Annotated in this window: 20 protein-coding genes and 1 riboswitch; of the genes, 16 read left to right on the top strand and 4 right to left on the bottom strand. The window is 37.7% G+C overall.

The features are described 5' to 3' along the window. The 7 genes from rpsI to JCM14932_RS04430 all read left to right on the top strand — a co-directional run bounded on the left by rpsI (nt 1) and on the right by JCM14932_RS04430 (nt 4,635). A complete protein-coding gene (gene rpsI / locus JCM14932_RS04460) occupies nt 1-393 on the top strand; it encodes a 30S ribosomal protein S9 (protein WP_025023827.1) in 393 nt (130 codons plus the stop codon). Between the two features lie 110 nt (nt 394-503). After that, nucleotides 504-902 carry a hypothetical protein gene (locus tag JCM14932_RS04455; RefSeq protein WP_025023826.1) on the top strand — a complete coding sequence of 133 codons (399 nt, stop codon included), beginning with the start codon at nt 504-506 and terminating at the stop codon, nt 900-902. Nucleotides 903-918: 16 nt separating this feature from the next. After that, the gene (locus tag JCM14932_RS04450) at nt 919-1,488 is read left to right on the top strand and encodes an SOS response-associated peptidase (RefSeq protein ID WP_025023825.1); all 570 of its coding nucleotides are present in this window, start codon (nt 919-921) and stop codon (nt 1,486-1,488) included. 191 nt (nt 1,489-1,679) lie between these two features. Next, nucleotides 1,680-1,777: riboswitch (TPP riboswitch) on the top strand. A 67-nt stretch (nt 1,778-1,844) separates the two neighbouring features. After that, complete coding sequence (locus tag JCM14932_RS04445; protein WP_025023824.1) at nt 1,845-2,141, top strand: thiamine-binding protein; 297 nt, start codon at nt 1,845-1,847, stop codon at nt 2,139-2,141. Beyond that, nucleotides 2,110-2,871 carry an ABC transporter permease gene (locus JCM14932_RS04440; protein WP_025023823.1) on the top strand — a complete coding sequence of 254 codons (762 nt, stop codon included), beginning with the start codon at nt 2,110-2,112 and terminating at the stop codon, nt 2,869-2,871. The genes JCM14932_RS04445 and JCM14932_RS04440 overlap by 32 nt, the downstream gene beginning before the upstream one ends. Nucleotides 2,872-2,888: 17 nt before the next feature. Continuing rightward, entirely contained in the window at nt 2,889-3,890 is a 1,002-nt protein-coding gene (locus tag JCM14932_RS04435; RefSeq protein WP_025023822.1) for an ABC transporter substrate-binding protein, read from the top strand. 4 nt (nt 3,891-3,894) lie between these two features. Further along, nucleotides 3,895-4,635, top strand: a complete 741-nt coding sequence (locus JCM14932_RS04430) for an ABC transporter ATP-binding protein (protein ID WP_025023821.1) — start codon at nt 3,895-3,897, stop codon at nt 4,633-4,635. Nucleotides 4,636-4,663: 28 nt separating this feature from the next. Here the strand turns inward: JCM14932_RS04430 and JCM14932_RS04425 are convergent, their stop codons facing one another. The 3 genes from JCM14932_RS04425 to JCM14932_RS04415 all read right to left on the bottom strand — a co-directional run bounded on the left by JCM14932_RS04425 (nt 4,664) and on the right by JCM14932_RS04415 (nt 8,361). Then, nucleotides 4,664-6,427, bottom strand: coding sequence for an ABC transporter ATP-binding protein (locus JCM14932_RS04425; RefSeq protein WP_025023820.1), 1,764 nt, complete (start codon nt 6,425-6,427; stop codon nt 4,664-4,666). Between the two features lie 27 nt (nt 6,428-6,454). After that, complete coding sequence (locus JCM14932_RS04420) at nt 6,455-7,153, bottom strand: MarR family winged helix-turn-helix transcriptional regulator (protein WP_025023819.1); 699 nt, start codon at nt 7,151-7,153, stop codon at nt 6,455-6,457. Between the two features lie 140 nt (nt 7,154-7,293). Continuing rightward, a complete protein-coding gene (locus JCM14932_RS04415; RefSeq protein ID WP_025023818.1) occupies nt 7,294-8,361 on the bottom strand; it encodes a baeRF8 domain-containing protein in 1,068 nt (355 codons plus the stop codon). A gap of 166 nt (nt 8,362-8,527) precedes the next feature. Between JCM14932_RS04415 and JCM14932_RS04410 the strand changes: the two genes are divergently transcribed. From JCM14932_RS04410 to JCM14932_RS14495, 8 genes are all read left to right on the top strand, one after another. Continuing rightward, a complete protein-coding gene (locus tag JCM14932_RS04410; RefSeq protein ID WP_025023817.1) occupies nt 8,528-8,908 on the top strand; it encodes a VOC family protein in 381 nt (126 codons plus the stop codon). Nucleotides 8,909-9,021: 113 nt separating this feature from the next. Beyond that, nucleotides 9,022-9,930, top strand: coding sequence for an ATP-binding cassette domain-containing protein (locus JCM14932_RS04405; protein ID WP_025023816.1), 909 nt, complete (start codon nt 9,022-9,024; stop codon nt 9,928-9,930). After that, nucleotides 9,930-10,709 carry an ABC transporter permease gene (locus JCM14932_RS04400; protein WP_025023815.1) on the top strand — a complete coding sequence of 260 codons (780 nt, stop codon included), beginning with the start codon at nt 9,930-9,932 and terminating at the stop codon, nt 10,707-10,709. The genes JCM14932_RS04405 and JCM14932_RS04400 overlap by 1 nt, the downstream gene beginning before the upstream one ends. 15 nt (nt 10,710-10,724) lie before the next feature. Continuing rightward, nucleotides 10,725-11,417, top strand: a complete 693-nt coding sequence (locus tag JCM14932_RS04395; protein ID WP_025023814.1) for a response regulator transcription factor — start codon at nt 10,725-10,727, stop codon at nt 11,415-11,417. Beyond that, the gene (locus JCM14932_RS04390) at nt 11,404-12,318 is read left to right on the top strand and encodes a sensor histidine kinase (protein ID WP_025023813.1); all 915 of its coding nucleotides are present in this window, start codon (nt 11,404-11,406) and stop codon (nt 12,316-12,318) included. The genes JCM14932_RS04395 and JCM14932_RS04390 overlap by 14 nt, the downstream gene beginning before the upstream one ends. Further along, complete coding sequence (locus tag JCM14932_RS04385) at nt 12,315-13,103, top strand: DUF2238 domain-containing protein (RefSeq protein WP_025023812.1); 789 nt, start codon at nt 12,315-12,317, stop codon at nt 13,101-13,103. Before JCM14932_RS04390 ends, JCM14932_RS04385 begins: the two co-directional genes overlap by 4 nt. Nucleotides 13,104-13,199: 96 nt before the next feature. Then, nucleotides 13,200-14,729, top strand: a complete 1,530-nt coding sequence (locus JCM14932_RS04380; protein WP_025023811.1) for a YfcC family protein — start codon at nt 13,200-13,202, stop codon at nt 14,727-14,729. 80 nt (nt 14,730-14,809) lie between these two features. Further along, entirely contained in the window at nt 14,810-15,430 is a 621-nt protein-coding gene (locus JCM14932_RS14495; RefSeq protein ID WP_025023810.1) for a helix-turn-helix domain-containing protein, read from the top strand. Between the two features lie 39 nt (nt 15,431-15,469). On the opposite strand, the gene JCM14932_RS04370 is transcribed toward JCM14932_RS14495, so the two are convergent. Further along, nucleotides 15,470-16,873: an NAD-dependent succinate-semialdehyde dehydrogenase gene (locus JCM14932_RS04370; RefSeq protein ID WP_025023809.1), complete on the bottom strand. Its 1,404-nt coding sequence runs from the start codon at nt 16,871-16,873 to the stop codon at nt 15,470-15,472. 314 nt (nt 16,874-17,187) lie between these two features. On the opposite strand from JCM14932_RS04370, the gene JCM14932_RS04365 reads away from it, so the two are divergent. Continuing rightward, a complete protein-coding gene (locus tag JCM14932_RS04365; RefSeq protein ID WP_025023808.1) occupies nt 17,188-18,222 on the top strand; it encodes a phosphate/phosphite/phosphonate ABC transporter substrate-binding protein in 1,035 nt (344 codons plus the stop codon). Nucleotides 18,223-18,230: the final 8 nt, after the last annotated feature.

Here is an 18,230-nt window from a genome sequence, read left to right as displayed (position 1 = left end):
TTGGCACAAGTATCATATGCTGGAACAGGCCGTCGTAAAGACTCAACAGCCCGTGTTCTATTAGTTCCCGGAAACGGAAAAATTACTATCAACAAGCGTGATGTCAAAGATTACATTCCTTTTGACAATTTGATTGCTGATATGAAACAACCATTAGATCTTACTGAAACAGGCGCTAACTATGACGTTATTGCTAACGTTAATGGTGGTGGCTTCTCAGGACAAGCTGGAGCAATCAGACATGGTATTGCTAGAGCACTTCTAAATGTCGATCCAGACTTTAGACCTACTCTTAAAGCAGCCGGTCTCTTAACACGTGACCCTCGTATGAAGGAACGTAAGAAACCAGGTCTTAAGAAAGCTCGTAAAGCTTCACAATTCTCAAAACGTTAATATATTCCAGATATTACACTTTGGACACTCACCTGTTGGTGGGTGTTTTTTTTGTACTCAAAATTTCGTATGATAATATAGAACGTAAATATACTTAAAGAGGTCAGCTAATGTTTGATTATGATGAAATACTATCTAAAGCACCAGTCCTTAGTTTTGAGGAAGCAAAAAATGCCCATCAACTTATTTTGTCAACGATTGATGGAGCGGGTAAAGATGCAAAAGAGCTATATAGTGATCTTGTAGATGCTTGTATTTCATACGCAAATATCAGAGCAATCTGGAGTACTTCGACTAATAAAGTTCGAAGTGATATTGATTTAAAAAGAACGGAAAAACACAATGCAGTTATTAGCAGTTTAAATGCACTAGAAAGGTATTTGAATCAAAAAAATATTGATACTAGTTGGCGTAAGATTGTGGGTACAGGAAGTGTAGGACAAGAGCGGAAGCGCCAAGGTGATTTTGCTTGTTATATAGCGTATGTTTGTGGTCTTGCCGCAAGATAGTTAAGGAGTTGTTATTATGTGTGGAAGATTTACTTTTCAACCCAACGATAATGCTGAAATAAAGAGGATTTATCAATTGGCTGTGGATAACGGCTATGAACCGAAGACTGGGGAAGTTTTTCCCACAGATCAAACGGCAATCGTTAAATCTGGTGATAATCAGGTGCAAGTTGTAACAATGAAGTGGGGATTCCCCGGTTTCAAACAAGATCAAAATATAATCAATGCTCGTTCGGAGACGATTATGCAGAAGCCGATGTTTGCGGAATCGTTTAGAAATAGACGTTGTGTATATCCCACAACGGGATTTTTCGAGTGGTCGGAAGACAAGGTCAGACATCGGTTTAATTATGGAACTGATCCTGAAACGCTCTATATAGCGGGGTGTTATAAGGTATTCGATGGTGAACCACATAGTGTTTTGCTGACGACTGCGCCTAATGATTCAATGATCCAAATTCATGATCGGATGCCGTTGATCTTACAAAAGAAACAAATCAAATCATGGATCTATGATCAGAAGTTTGCCATCGACTTTTTGGATTCTCCGATGCCAATGTTAGAAAATGTTCCATTGAATAATTAATATATGTTTATGCGTTAATATAATAACCGGATGAAAACTTTGGTAAAAAATCAATCATAGCAAGAAGTACAAGCCTGTCAGGTATCAATAATGTCGTTATTGATAAATTGACAGGCCTTTTTTCATCCTGTAATCTGTGGGAGTCCTAAAGCAGCAGATATATCACAAGTACATCATTTTAGGAGCAATACAATATTTTGCAGGGGAACGCGTATGCGTTGAGAAGGTATAACCTGACCCTTTGAACCTGTTGGCCAATACCAGCGTAGGGAGCGAGTCATTTAATTGACGAATTCGGCATTTCTCTATTCTGGGGAAGTGTCTTTTTTTATAAATAATTGAAATGGGGAATCAAGATGGAAGCTAGTGTAGCAATTCAAGTTTTACCAAGCGCTAAGGATGAAGAGAGCTTAATCGGTATAGTGGATGAAGTTATTGCTTATATCGCCAGCACAGGTCTGAATTATCAAGTTGGAGCTTTCGAGACTTCGATCGAAGGTGATTACGACGAGTTGATGGAAATTGTTAAGCAATGCCAGATTATCGCAATCAAAGCTGGTGCACCAAGTGTTTCGGCTTATATCAAAGTTGTGTACAAACCAGAAGGGGAAGTTTTGAGTATTGAAAAGAAAACGAAGAAGCACCAACATTAATGCTTACTCAATTCTTTCAGTAGTTTTAGTAATTGTCATTTGGCAGTCAGCGAGTTTTTTCAAACTAGTACCAGATTTTATGCTCCCGTCACCGTTACAAGTGGTGGAAGCATTCATCAGTGATTTTCACTTGCTGATGTTCCATGCCAAAATTACTTTGGTAGAAGCGGTAATGGGTCTAGTTTCAGGTGTCAGTTTAGGAATTGTAGCAGCAATATTCATGGATCATTTTAAGAACGTCAAGGATGCACTGTATCCAGTACTAGTCTTGACTCAAACAGTGCCGACAGTAGCAATTGCACCGTTATTAACGATTTGGTTTGGATTTGGAATTATGCCGAAAGTAGTCTTGATCGTTATCACGATATTTTTTCCAGTATCGGTGGCTATGTTGAACGGATTTTCATCCGTTGATGCGGATGAAATACGGTTATTGCGATCAATGGGTGCAAATCAATTCCAAATTTTTACTCAGATCAAGCTACCAGCGAGTTTGGGAGATTTCTTTTCAGCATTACGAATCGCCGTTACCTATGCAGTTATCGGAGCAGTGATTTCAGAATGGCTGGGTGGCTTCGTCGGATTAGGTGTTTATATGACACGGGTTCGCAAGTCGTATGATTTTGACAAGATGTTTGCAGTGATATTCTTGATTTCAATCATTAGTCTGTTATTGGTTGCGGTGGTTAATGTTATCGAAAAATATAGTATGCCTTGGAAAAGGGATTAAATTACGGGGGGAACGACATGAAGTTAAAGTGGAAAATATTATTAGTTTTAAGTATCTTTACAATATTTGCGGGATGTAGTAATAAGGCAGATTCAAAACAATCTGCTAAGGATCTGAAGAAAGTAACGATCGTACTCGATTGGACACCTAATACAAACCACACTGGATTATACGTGGCTAAGCAAAAGGGTTACTTTAAGAAGCAAGGTTTGGATGTAAAAATTGTCCAACCTTCAGATGGCGATGCTAGTTCAATCGTGGCCAGTGGTAAGGCGGACTTTGGTATTTCAGCCCAAGATACTTTGGCAGCTAATTATGCTTCCAAGAAACCATTACCTATCACGGCTGTAGCGGCTATCATGCAACACAATACCTCAGGCATTATGTCACGCCAGGGTGATGGCATCGAGCGTCCTAAGGGCTTAGAGGGTAAGACGTATGCCACTTGGGATTCACCGATCGAAAAAGCTATGATCAAGAACGTTATGGAACAAGATGGTGGGGATTATAGCAAGTTGAAGATGATCCCTAATAATATTGTGGATGAACCTAAGGCACTTAAAGAGAAGCAAGCTGATGCAATTTGGGTCTTCTATGGTTGGGGCGGCATCTCTGCCAAGCAGCAAAAGGTACCAGTAGACTACTTCTATTTCAAAGATTTGAATTCAACCTTTGATTATTACACGCCAGTTATTATCTCAAACGATTCATTCTTGAAAAAAGATCCAGCTACAGCAAAGAAGTTCCTTAAGGCTACAGCGCAAGGATATGATTATTCAGTTGATCATCCTAAAGCTGCCGCTGATATCTTAGTGAAGCAAGTTCCAGAATTGAATGATAAGTTAGTTCAAGCCAGCCAAGCTTGGATCTCGAAGCAATATAAGGCTGAACAGTCACGTTGGGGTTACATTGATCCACAACGTTGGAATGCCTTCTATGATTGGTTAGGCGAGAACAAGTTAGTTAAGAATAAGATTCCGAATAATACTGGCTTTACTGATAAGTACTTACCGGAGTAACTGCATGCCAAAACTAGTAGTAGAGCATATTTCAAAGAGCTTTGAATATAAGAAAATACTGAATGATTTGAGTTTTTACGTCGATGAGCATGAGATCGTCAGTATCGTAGGTCCTAGTGGAGTTGGTAAGTCGACTCTGTTCAATATTATTGCTGGATTGTTAGACCCTATCCAGGGGGAAGTATACTTGGATGGTGAGTCGATTTTGAACCGTCCTGGTAATGTTTCCTATATGCTGCAAAAAGACTTGTTGCTACCGTATAAAACGGTTGAGCAGAACGTGGCATTGCCACTGTTGCTAAAAGGATGCAAAAAGAAGCAAGCTCTGATCCAAGCAGGTGAGCTATTAAAAGACTTTGGCTTTGAGATGGTGAGAAAATCATATCCGGACGAACTGTCTGGGGGGATGCGCCAACGAATCGCACTGTTGAGAACTTACTTATTTTCTGCCAATTTGATTCTGCTGGACGAACCATTTAGTGCGTTAGACACGTTCACGAAGTCAGAGATACAATCATGGTATTTGAAGATTCACAGAAATCTTGGACTAACGACTTTGTTTATTACTCACGATATTGATGAGGCAATAAAACTTTCAGATCGTGTTTACGTCTTGAAAGGAAGCCAAGTTGATAGTTTTGATAGTATTGAAATTGATAATGAGTCTAAGAAAGTGGATAACTTTTTGTTATCAGCAGCGTTTTTGGATTATAAAAAGCAAATTATTAACAGTTTAGAAAAATAAATAACCTGCCAATTTTGGCAGGTTATTTTTAGTTGACCATTTGTTCATTTACATATTGTGCGTATAGTTCGTGGTTGGCGATTAGTTCGGCATGCGTTCCGTGACCAGTTACTTGACCGTGTTCTATGAAGTAAATCTGATCAGCACCTACGATAGTGGATAGTCGATGGGCTATAACTAAGGTTGTTCGACCAATCATTAATTGTTCCAGTGCACGTTGAACTTTTTCCTCAGATTCAGAATCTAGACTGGCAGTTGCTTCATCTAACATTAGAATTTTAGGATCACGTAAGAAGGCACGGGCGATGGCAATTCGTTGTTTTTGACCACCGGATAACTTAACACCGCGTTCACCTATTTGAGTATTCAATTGTTCAGGGAATTCTTTGACGAATTTGTCAGCGTAGGCTAGTTCCAATCCATGCCACAGTTGTTCATCGGTCAGTGTTTTGTCTAATCCATATTGAAGATTATCGCGGATCGTTCCGGCAAAGACGGCACTGTCCTGTGAGACGTAGCCGATCTGTGATCGCCAATTGGCTACGTTGGTACTTTCAACATTATGATCGCCAATCATTATCTGACCACTAGTAGGAGTGTAAAATCGCTCTAGAAGTGAGAACAGAGTTGATTTACCACCGCCACTTGGTCCAGCAAACGCAATAACTGTATTGGGTTTGGCTTCAAATGAAACATTAGTCAAAATAGGATGATCCGATTCATAGCTGAATGATAGGTTATTAGCCTTGATGGTTTCACCTTCAACATTAAGATCAGCACCATCAATTGGCTCTAGTTCAGTATTAAGAATCTCTTGAAGACGCTCAGTTGATCCCATGGCTTTTTGAACTTGAGAGAAGAAAGTCGCAAAACTAGTCACGGGAGCAATAATATTGAATAGATATAGCAGGAAGGCAACTAAAGCACCACTGGTCATAGTTCCAGCTTGAACCCTAACAGCTCCGTAACCTAGAATACCGACAAAGATTCCTAACATTGCAGTCATCATAATTGGTTGGAGGACGGCCTCAACCTTGGCATCTTTAACACCTAAAGAGAAGATATTATTGATGAAGCCACTACCTGTTGTTTTTTCAAATTCTTCACCATTGCTTGATTTGATCAAACGGACTTCAGATAGTTTCTCGCTAGCATCAGCATTGAAGTCAGCTGTAGCTGCCTGAAGTTGACGACCAAGTTTTGATAAGATTCGGCCGACTGGTAGCAGTATCAAGATAAATATTGGCACAGCGCTGAACATGATTGCGGCCATTTTCCAATCCATTAAAAATAAGATGATCATTGAGCCGACTAGTTGAATTCCACCAGTAATGAAATTGGGGAATTGAGAAGTCACAAGATCTTTGATAACTGAAGTATCATTGACCAGCCGCGAGCTGCTTTCACCTGACTTGTGATCGTCGAAGTAATTGACAGGAAGTTTTAATAGGTGATTCCAGAGTTTCTCGCGCAATGTTTTAACGGCACTTTCTCCAACATATCGTAGAAGGAATCCGCCGATGGTTCCAAATCCAAGTTGAATGGCAAAGGCCAATAGTAAGACTGCCAGCATTTTACCATCGATTCTGGTTAATTGACTGGTATCAACTAGTCCTTTGGTTAACTGAGGTACGACTAGGCTAGCTCCACTAGTAACCAAACTTAACAGTAGTCCTAGTACAAAAATACCTTTTTTGGGGTTAACACTGTTGATCAATTGTAAAAATTCTTTGAGTTTAAGATTACCCTTTGGACGCGGCAAGTCTTGTCTCATAGTTGCTTCACTGTGCATTATTAATATCCTCTAAATTATCAAAAATTAAAATCTAAAATTGTTAGGTCTGCGGTGTCCATGACCACGATGGCCACAATTTCGGCCCATCATACCAGGCATGAATCCCATTCCCATACCGTAACCTTCAGGGATGTCACCATTCTTCATGGCTTTACGCATTTCTTTATGCATTTGATGGCGCATATCCTCAGGCGACATATCTTGCCACTGGTTGCCGAACTTCTCCATCATTGTTTCGTGAACTTTTTGCATTTGTTGCATGCGATCCATTGGGTCAACGAATTTGTCAGCTTGTTGCTTGAAGTCGTCGTCCCAACCGTTAGCAATTTTGGTCAAGTTATCACTGAATGATTGCTTTTCATCTTCATTTAGACCGGAAAAGAATGTTTCACTATAATCTTCATCTTTAAGGGATGCATTTTTGTCGGCCTTTTTACGACCGGCTTCAGTTAGATAAACCAACTTAGTACGTTTGTCGTTATCGTCTTCTTTACGAGTAATGTCACCGTTTGTTTCTAGTTTTTTTAATAGTTCCGCAACTGAACTGGGACGTAAGTCTAACAGTTCTGTTAGGTAACGTTGGCTCAATCCATCTTCTAGACGCAGAATGGCTAGCACTCGTTGTTGGCCGGATAGTCGTTGTTTATTCTGATGCATGAAGTTATTACTAGCCTCACTGATAAAGTGTAATTGTTTCATCAAATCATCTGTTAATGTACTCATATTGAATTCCTCATTTCTATTATTAAAATTGATTCGGTACCGAACCTTTATTTCAAAAACGATTATAGTTCGGTACCGAATGATTGTCAACGAATAAACACAAAAAAACTGTTACTGAATGATTTCAGTAACAGTTTTATTTAATAAACGATGGCACTGATTGTTGGTAAATCAGACTTTTCAGTAGTTTCAATCACACGACAATGAATTTTATTTAATGCCGCCTGAAGCATTAATTTGTTTTGATCGACAGAGTAAGAATCGCCACTGTTAAATGAAATAAGTGATTTTACGCGTTCATTATTTAACGCATGTGCAATGCTGTCAACGTCATTCAAGACCTTGTCCTGACGGTCAGCCTGATTGTATTCTTTCATCAATGACTGAGCCTTGATCAATTTCTGATCGTGGAAAATTTCTTCAATTTTATTGGCCAAATCACGTTGCGAGATATTGATCACTGAACCATGGATCACGTCGTAGATATATGAGGAATTACCGTAACTGTTGAGATAGTTATCAAGGATTTCAGGTAATCCGGCAATAATAAAGTTGAATCCTTGTTCCTTGTGCATCTTGGATAATTCTCTATCTAAGTAGCGGTAGTAGATCAATTGATCCTTTTGTTGTTCTTCTGACTTTGTCCGGTGTCCGTGATACGAACCATTCAGTCCGCCGTATGAACCTGTGTTTAAGTTTGAGTTAGCATCGAAGTCAGAATAATAATCTGAAAAGCTTGTGTGGATTTCTGCAAATTCAATAGCTTTGAGACTGGCAATATCGATCACATTGATTCGATCACGGCTTAAGTTAATGATATATTGTGGCTTGTTGGATAGCTCTTCTTGACTGAATAAGTCTTGAATCAAGAATGTGCTGCCGACATGTGCCTTTGGTTGAACAGCATGATTTAATTCACAAATTTGAAGGTCTTCGTTATTGGCAAAAATCAATAATGATTGATTGGAAGAATTCCACAAATTGCGATCGAGGATCAAGTTTTCGAGTTTGGAAACTACGTTACTCCAATCGCGACGAGAGTAGTTTAACTCGAGGTCTTTTTTTACATCTTTAAGTAAGTTTTTGTATGTTAAAATATTGTTTTCAACTTGAGGATTTTCGGGATGAATTGGAAGAATAATACTGATTTTTGGTTCTACATTTGAAGATAATAGTTGTAGTAATTCTTTCTGAATAGTTATTTTCATGAGTCATCTCCTAATCGTTATCATAATTTTTTAGTAATGATAGAGTATCATCTTGCCTGTATATTTGGCTAGTAATAACTATATTATAAATAAATTTGTAGTCCGTTTTAGTAAAGCTTCTCCGAAAAAATATGTTATTCTCTTTGAAAAATGGGAGGTCTTTCAGATGAAATCTATTACACCATTTATTACTTTGAATGGTAATTCTGAAGCAGCGATGCGCTATTATGCGGAGATCATTCCAAATGCCGAAATTACTCAAATGGACAAGTTTGACGATGATGGGACTAAGACATTTCAAGGAGTATTGAACATTGATGGCATAGACGTTAATTTTTTGGATATGAAACATGACAAAAAGGCACCTGATCTTAATTGGTCGTTTTCTTTGATGGTCGAATGTAGTTCCGAATCGGAGTTTGATGAATTATTCGAGGCATTGTCTAAGGATGGAACGATTGTTATGGGTCCGGAGCCGGTATGTGAATATGAAAGAGCCACTTGGGTAACTGATAAGTTTGGTGTTACTTGGCAACTGGTAATATAAAACATTCGCTAGTAAATAGTGAATGTTTTTTCTTTACACTTTTTTTATACTTTCTGGTCGGTTAATTTACTTTTGCAGATTACTATATAAGTAATGAAATGAGGAAGTAAATTATGACAGAAACTATTTTGAAAGTTAACAGTCTTGTAAAAAAATACGGTCAGCATAAAGTTCTGGATGGAATGTCTCTGGAAATCAAACGAGGGATGATTTACGGATTAATTGGTGTTAACGGAGCGGGTAAATCGACTTTTATGCGCATTATTATGGGATTGACTCATGATGATGGCGGTATGATCGAGCTTTTTGGGAAGAGTGAAGCGAGAGCGGTACAAGCTGCTAGAAGAAAGATTGGTCAATCAATCGAGACTCCGGCTCTTTATCCTGAATTGAATGCACAAGATAACATGAAGGTTCAAGCAGCCAATGCTGGTGTTGGTAATGGTGAGATCAAACATCTGCTGGAGTTAATGAATTTGCAAGCTACCGGAAAAAAGAAAGTAAAAAACTTTTCTTTGGGAATGCGTCAGAGATTGACGATTGCAATGACATTGATAAGTAATCCAGAATTTTTGATTTTGGATGAGCCAACGAATGGCTTGGACCCAGCCGGAATTATTGAAATAAGAGAGATAATCAAGAAATTGGTCCGAGAAAAAGGTTTGACAGTCTTGATTTCAAGCCATATTTTAGATGAACTTTCGCAAGTAGCTACAGACTACGGGATTTTGCACCACGGCAAGATAGTTCAGGAACTATCTAAGGAGGAATTACTCCAAAAGAGTCAACAGTACATCGAGATACGTGTTAATGATCTCGAAAGGGCAGTTACTATTTTGGATGAAATGGGAATAGGAGACTATGAAGTCTCAAATAAGGATGAAATTAGAATTTATTCTGATCTAGAACAAGTGGCACAAATAAATAAACAACTTGTGATGAATAATATTGATGTCTATAAGATCGGTACTGCAAATCAGAAGTTGGAAGATTACTTTATGAATATTACAGGGGGTAAATAATGTCTAATTTATTAATGGCAGATAAAGTTAAGTTATTTCGAAGCAAAAAAATGTGGGTAAGTTTGTTGATAATTACCTTTTTGCCGATTTTTCAATTATTGAATACTATTAGCAAAAATAATTATCAGGGCAAATTAGTCCAAAAAGCAGATATCGTTGTGAATGGTGCTACCGGAGTGCTGATGCCAGTGAAGAGCTTTTTAGTAGTATTAATAATTTTTGGTGCCTTCATAAGTTTGTATATCGGAGAAGAGTTCCAAAATGGAACAATCAGAAATGCATTATCGTTGGGAGTCAGCCGCATCAAGTACTACATGACTAAGTTATTAGTGACGTTCTGTTTAACATTAATTTCAACTGTTATAATTACAGCATTGAGTATTGTTATGTTTGACATGTATTTTGGATTTGGTGATATTGCAGGAATTGATAATTATAGTTTGTATTTTTGGAAATTGTCTTTGACGGTCTCTTTATTGATATTCTCTGTTATCTCAATTTATGTAGCAATTAATTTCATTGTTAGATCGATTAGCTTAGGTATTATTTGGACTTTTCTTTTTACAATTGGAATGGGATTTTTACCAGGCTTTTTTCAACAATTTGATTCGCTAAAAGAAATGACTTGGTGGTTTGCAGAAAGTTTTTTGATCTACAAAGATTTTGCTCTTCCGAATGTAATCGATGAATTTCCCAAGATGATATTTGTTAGTATTATAACGATTATTATTTCTACTATTATTGGTTGTTGGAGTTTTTACAAAGCAGACATTAAATAGATAAAAGGAGTTAAGATGACAAATATATTAATAATTGAAGACGATATGGCAGTCCATTCCCTCATGAAAGAAGCTCTTGAAGTTCATGATTTCAATATTGTTGATGCTTATTCAGGGACTGAAGGTCTGCTTTTATTTGAACAAAACCAAATTGATGTCATCTTACTTGATTTGATGCTGCCGGGTATGTCAGGTGAAGAATTGATCCGCAAAATCAGAAAAACGACGAATGTGCCAGTCATTGCTGTTTCGGCCAAAGTTGATCAAGAATCAAAGCTTGATCTGTTAACGCATGGAGCCGATGACTATATAACTAAGCCGTTTGATCTGAAAGAATTGGTGGCTAGAATTGAAATTCAATTACGACACAATTCCTTGGGAGTTACACATTCGGAAACAATTGACTATCGAACCATCTCGGTAGATTTGGATACCAGAGAGGTACTGGTTTCGGGAAAAAGAATACATTTAACATCGCATGAATTTAGTATTTTGACGTTACTTATCCGTAATCCTCATAAGGTATTCAGTCGTTCAAATTTGTACGAGAGCGTTTGGCAAGAACCTTATTTGGAGAATGATAAGACCGTGAACGTTCATATTAGCAATCTTCGTTCGAAGCTCAATAAATTTGGTGATAATTATATCAGTACCGTTTGGGGAATTGGATTCAAACTGGAAGGAGAATCTTCCAATGATAGTAATTAGTTTTATATCAATTCTGTTGGTTTCAATTTTACTTGTATATATTTTGCTATTAAAAAAACAAATTCATAAATTATCTATTGAAGTAAATAAAATGCCGACTAAGTCCAAATATGGCAGTCGGTTTTTTGTTGATTTCCGGGAAAAAAACTTAATTGGATTAGTTGATGAACTTAATTCAATGATCGATAAGTATGAATCAGAAAATATTCAGATCAAGCGTGCTGAAGAGAATCTACAGTTATCTATTACAGGGTTATCTCATGATTTACGTACACCATTAACGGCGATTGATGGATACGTTCAATTGTTGAGGACGACAACTGATGTGGATAAAAAGTCGCAATACATAAGTATTATTGAACAATCAGTTTCTAAGCTGATTGAGATGACTAATCAGTTTTATGATTTGACTAGGATCGATATCAACCAAAAGGGAATGAATTTGGATAAAATATCTTTAAGTGAAATCGTCCAGGATAACTTTTTGAATTTTTTTGATAGCTTCGAAAAAGATGGTCTGAATATTGAGTTTGCTGAAGATACACCTAATATCACTGTTATGGCGGATAAAGTATTAATAAATCGAGTCATTCAAAATGTCATTCAAAATATTTTACGCTACGCATATGAACGAGTGAACGTTGACTATGAGATTAAAGATAAAATGGGTGTTTTGAGAATAACTAACGATATTAAACCCGGTAGTAGGGTGTCTATTGAAAAAGTTTTTGATAGGTTTTATACGGAAAACCAAACTAGAACTAACACTGAATCCAGTGGATTGGGACTGTACGTCTCCAAACGTTTGATTGAGAATATGAATGGATCAATGAAAGCTGAATTGGATCAACAACAGTTTTCGATTGAAATAATGTTACCAAGAATTGGGGTGGTGGGATGAAGGTAGTCAATTTTCTAGGAAGATCGACGAATGATGCTAGTAAGTTTGTAAAATTTATTTATATTTTGTATCGACTGATCGCTATAGGGATGTTGATCAGTGAAGCGGCCATGGGACGTGGTAATGAGATGTTCATCGTCATTTTAACTCTGGTCCTTTTTGAGATTCCGGCAATTATTGAGAATCAATTCAAGATCATGATTCCAGATATTTTAGAATTTGTAATTATTTCCTTTGTTTTCAGTTCAACAATTTTAGGAGAACTTAGTGATTTTTATGGTTATTTACCTTTTTGGGATACAGGGTTGCACACTCTGAATGGCTTCTTGGCAGCCGGAGTTGGCTTCTCGTCCATATATTTACTGAATGAAGGAATGGGCTCAATTAGATTGACGCCAATTTTTATTGCTTTGACTTCATTTTGCTTTTCGATGACGATTGGTGTGATGTGGGAATTCGGCGAGTTCACAGCTGATCAGTGGCTGAATACTGACATGCAGAAAGATCGAATCGTCCAAAAAGTTAATAGTGTTGAATTGACTAAGCGGCCTAATACAGTTAAACATGTTAGTAATATTGACCGCACAACGATTCATACTTCAGATGATAAAAACATTGTAATCAAAAACGGTTATTTGGACATTGGACTGATCGATACAATGAAGGATTTGTTTGTTAATTTGATTGGTGCAATTTTCTTCAGTATCTTTGGATATTTTTATTCTTCAAGTCGCAGTAAGCGGTATAAATTTATTCGTAATTTTGTTGTTTCTAAAGATAAATAATTCACAATATCTATGTAAAGGCTTGCATGACCTATGATATACTCTTAAATGGGACTAAATCTGTTTAGTCAAATTTTGAAAAAGGGGTATTAAATCATGGCTACTACGAAAAAGAAAAAGCACGCCTTTCCGTCGGCCTATACGGTCATAGTCATTGTTTTAATCGCAGTTCAGGCTTTAACTTTCTTCATACCTTCGGGTAAGTATTCAACACTTGAATACAGTTCCGAGAGTAATGCCTTTGTTATTACCAATCCAAAGGGGAAGACTAAAGAAGAGCCTGCAACTAAGAAGACACTTGATAAGTACAAGATCAACATCAAGCTGTCTAAGTTTAAGGACGGTACGATTTACCGTCCGGCGGCGATTCCTAATTCTTATGAAGGGATCAAAAAACCGAAGCGTGGCGTCTTTGGAACTATCAATCAATTCCTAACTTCGCAAGTTCAAGGTATTGTTGATAGTGTTGATATTATTGTCTTTATTCTTATTTTAGGTGGGGTTATCGGAATCGTTAATGCCACCGGAGCGATGGATGCTGGTATGAAGCGTCTGTCGGAGGTTTTGAATGGTAAGCAGAAGTGGCTGATTATTATCGTTATGTCACTGATTGCTTTGGGAGGTACGACCTTTGGATTGGCCGAAGAAACAATTGCGTTTTACCCGATCCTTATCCCAATATTCTTGCTGGCAGGATATGATACGCTGACCGCAATTGCGACAGTTTATCTGGGAACTGCCATTGGTACGATGAGTTCGACAATTAACCCATTCTCGACCGTTATTGCGTCGAATGCAGCTGGTATTACTTTCACTGATGGTATGCCGCTGAGAGTTTTGATGTGGGTCGCTGCAGTTGGCCTTTCAATTGTTTATACGATCAGATATGGTGAAAAAGTTCGTAAGGATCCAGCCAACTCATTAGTTGCGGATCAAATGGAAGCTGATCGTGAGCAATTCTTAGATGAAGAGATGACCGAAGAAAAGGTCTTCACACTTCGTCAAAAACTTTCATTGATTATTTTTGCTTTAGGGTTTGTTGTAATGATCTGGGGAGTTCAACAACTTGGTTGGTACTTCACAGAAATCGCTGTGGTCTTCTTAGCTGTAACTTATGTCCTAGTGTTTGTCGCAGGACTAGGTGAGAAGAAGTTCGTTCAGAGCTTCGTTTCTGGTGCAGCAGACCTATTGGGTGTTGCCTTGACCGTTGGTTTGGCACGTTCAGTTGGTATTGTAATGGAGAATAGTTACGTAAGTGATACGATCATGAACTACTTCAGTAACCAAATCAGTGGCATGAACAATATTCTCTTCATCTGTGTATTGTTCTTCGTCTATATCATTCTAGGATTCTTCATTCAATCATCATCAGGACTTGCTGTGCTATCAATGCCTATCATGGCACCACTAGCCGACGTTGTTGGTATCGACCGTGCTTTGATCATTGATGCTTATAACTGGGGACAAGGCTTGATCGGATTGATTGCTCCAACAGGTTTGATCTTAGTATCGTTATCAATGGTAAACATTGGTTTTGATAAGTGGATCAAGTTTGTCATGAAGCTATTATTGATGATAGTTCTTTTGATCTTGGTATTCTTAAGTGTCGGAGTTTTAATTTCTTAAGTAAAAAAACAAACCTTTCACGTATTTTAGTTTATAGAGTAAATTCTTATAAACTTTAATGACAAGAAAGGTTTTTTATTATGTTTGATAATATTATGGAAATTCAATTAGAAAAAATTGGTGTACAGATCGAAAAAATATTAGCTGAAAAAAATCTCCTACTTTCAGAATTAGCTGATAAAACAGGTTTGATGTCAAACGACTTGCGAGAATATATTGCTTGTCGACGCATCCCTACTAATCTGACAGTCAAAGCAATTGCTGAATTTGTTGGTAAGCCGGTAGGTTGGATCTATTTTGGTGAAGTGCATGAATATATTCACGATTATTTGGTATTGCGCGGCTACGAGGCTATGTTGAACGACTATCCAGATATTCCGCGACAGATTGAATACGACTTTTTCAATGGTGAATTCAAGAATCCTGGTTGGGAAAACGAATATGGATATCCGGAAGAAGTGTTTATTGATGATTGCTTCTTTGACATTGAGCATGAATGTATGAATGATCATGTAAGATTATCAGCAGTTAGATTTCTAGAGCATCATGATATTATTTTTAATAACGCTAAGGACAGAGAGGTCAGCATAGATAGTGTTGTTAATCTGGTATCTGAAGTTAGAGAATATACTGGTGATTTTGGTTATGAAGATCAAGATGACATTGATTTTATTATCGAAGACTATTTTAAGAGGATATAACAAAAGCCATTCCAATTGGAGTGGCTTTTTTTGGATGAATTAGAATAATCCACCAGCTAAATTGTTTAAATCAGGTTTATCAACGGCAACGATAAGTTTTTCGTTGACGAATGCTTCTAGTCCGAGACTGCTCATTTCGCGACCGAATCCAGATTTTTTAACGCCGCCAAATGGTAGTTCTGGAAGTGTGAACATGAAGGTGTTAACAAAAACCATACCGGTTTCGATTTGTTTAGCAACTTCAGCACCATGTTCTTTGCTACCAGAGAAGACGATACCACCTAGGCCGTAGTTAGAGTCATTGGCGATGTCGATAGCTTCTTCATCACTAGCTGCTTTGTAGACTTGTGCAACTGGCCCAAACATTTCCTTAGAGTAGGCCGGATTCTTACTATCTATATCGGTTAGGATCGTTGGCATGAAGAATTGTCCGGGGAGATCGATCGGCTTGTTGCCGAATTGAACTTTGGCACCAGCTTTGACAGCCTCGTTTACTTGCTCAGTCAGCTTATCTTTGGCCCTAGCTGAAGACATTGGAGCCAATGTAGTAGTGGGATCCATTGGATCACCAGGCTTGAATTCAGCAAACTTCTTGGTTAGGCGGTCGACGAACTCGTTGTATAGATTATCAGCAACAATGAATCGTTTTGAAGATGTGCATACTTGACCAGCGTTGTAGATTCTAGCTTTAGCAGCTACACTCATAACTTGATCGATATCGGCATCACTAGTAACGATGAAGGCGTCGGTTCCACCAAGCTCCATAGTTGATTTCTTCAAGTTTTCACCGGCTACTTTATTAACTGATTGTCCACCACGTTCTGATCCCGTTAAGGCGACACCTTGAATCCGATCATCGGCGATGATATCTGAAACTTGATCGTATGATAGGAACAAATTGGTCAAACTACCTTCAGGTGCGCCGGCATCATTGACGACCTTTTCAAAGGCGACAGCTGATCCCGGAGTATTAGAAGCGTGTTTTAAAATCATCGGATTACCGACCATAAAGTTAGGTGCAAAGACACGCATGATCTGGTAGTAAGGGAAGTTCCATGGTTCCACCATCATAATTGTACCGGTAGATTGTTTTTCGACCCAAGCATCTCCAGCACCGGATTTGATTGGTGTTGGTTTAAGTAAGTTTTCTGCGTTGTCAGCAAAATAGTCGGCAATCAGAGCACAAAGCTCAACTTCACCCTTGGCTTCACCGATTAATTTCCCCATATCTAAGACCATCGTCTTGGCAAGGTCATCCTCATTTTTTCTCATCAGGTCAGCAATTTTGTGTAAGATTGCTGCTCGCTCAGAGATAGGTTGCTTTTTGAATTGATGGTAGAGCTTATCATCGATTTCAAGTGTCTTGTTTATATCTTCTTTAGTTGCGTTGTCGTATTCTTTTACGACTTCATTATTAAATGGATTGATTGTTTTGTAGGCCATAAATAAATTCCTCCAATTTTTGATTACGCTTTCAGGATACACGTTGAAGTGGGGTTCAAGTCAACCATTTGCATTGAGATATAGTTCACTATCTTTGAAAATTTATAAATAAATTGATTGTTAAATTTATTGAAATAATTGATATATTCATGATGGATAAAGCTTACATAAAAGCAATCTTTACATTGTAAATTTTCAGTAAAGAATTTCCTTACATAACTATACAATCTTTACATTAAATATATAGAACGTATACATTCCTTTGTTAAGCTAGATTTGTTCAAAAAAAGAAAGAGAAAGTTGGGTATTCCTTAATGAAAAAAGGGCGATTTATAACAGTTTGTTTAGGGTTAATGTTATTGCTTGTCGGTGTTCTAACTGGTTGTTCCAGTCAAAACTCTGCCAGTGCAAAGAAAGATTCAGGTAAGATCTCGGTAGTATTCTATCCAAACGAATCTGCTAAGAACTTCACTGCTTCACGTGATGAAATGAAGAAACAAATTCACGAAGCAACAGGTAAAGAAGTAGATATTCAAACTACAACAGATTACAACGTTGCAATCGAAGCAATTGCTTCAGGTAAAGCTCAATTAGCATTCATGGGGGCTGATGGCTATATTCAAGCTCATGCACAAAACAAAAAAGTTCTTCCATTCTTACTACAATCTGGTGAAGATGGAACAACTAAGGGTGCAAGTTACCGTTCATACTTAATGGTTCCAAAAGAAAAAGCTGCTTCATACATGAAAGACGGCAAATACAATATTGATAAGATCAAGGGTGAAAAGATTTCATTCGTTTCAGCTAGTTCAACATCAGGTTTCGCAGTTCCAACTGATGAGATCCAAAAGCACTTCAAGTTAGCAGATAAGGACAAGCTATCAGAAGGTGGCAAGTTCTTCGATAAAGTTCTTTATGGTAGTTCGCATCCTGGTTCAGCAATCAACTTGCTAAAGGGTGACGCAGATGTTGCTGCATTTGATGATATTGATTTAGCACCATTCCTAGAAGTTTCAGATGGTAGTTACGATAAGGTTGGTTCAACATTCAAAGTTAAAGACGATGCCGATGCACCATTCGCAGACTTCAAGGGTAAAGAAATGATCAACATTTCAGTTCTTCCAGTTCAAAATGGACCATTCGTAGTTAATACAGAATCACTAAGCGAAAAAGATCAAAAAGCTATCCAAAAACGTTTCACATCAAAAGATGTAACAGATAATCCAAAACTATTTGCTAAAGAAGGAACAAAGAATCCTACTCTATGGCAAAAGAAGAGTGCTAAAACAACACTTCTTCCAGTTAACGATGATTGGTACAAACCAACTCACGAATTAGTTGGTAAATAAGGGGACAA

Origin of the sequence: Companilactobacillus nodensis DSM 19682 = JCM 14932 = NBRC 107160, assembly GCF_000615905.1 — a bacterium.
GTDB lineage: Bacteria > Bacillota > Bacilli > Lactobacillales > Lactobacillaceae > Companilactobacillus > Companilactobacillus nodensis.
Note: the sequence above shows the minus strand (reverse complement) of the source record. Positions and strands in the feature narration are given on the sequence as shown.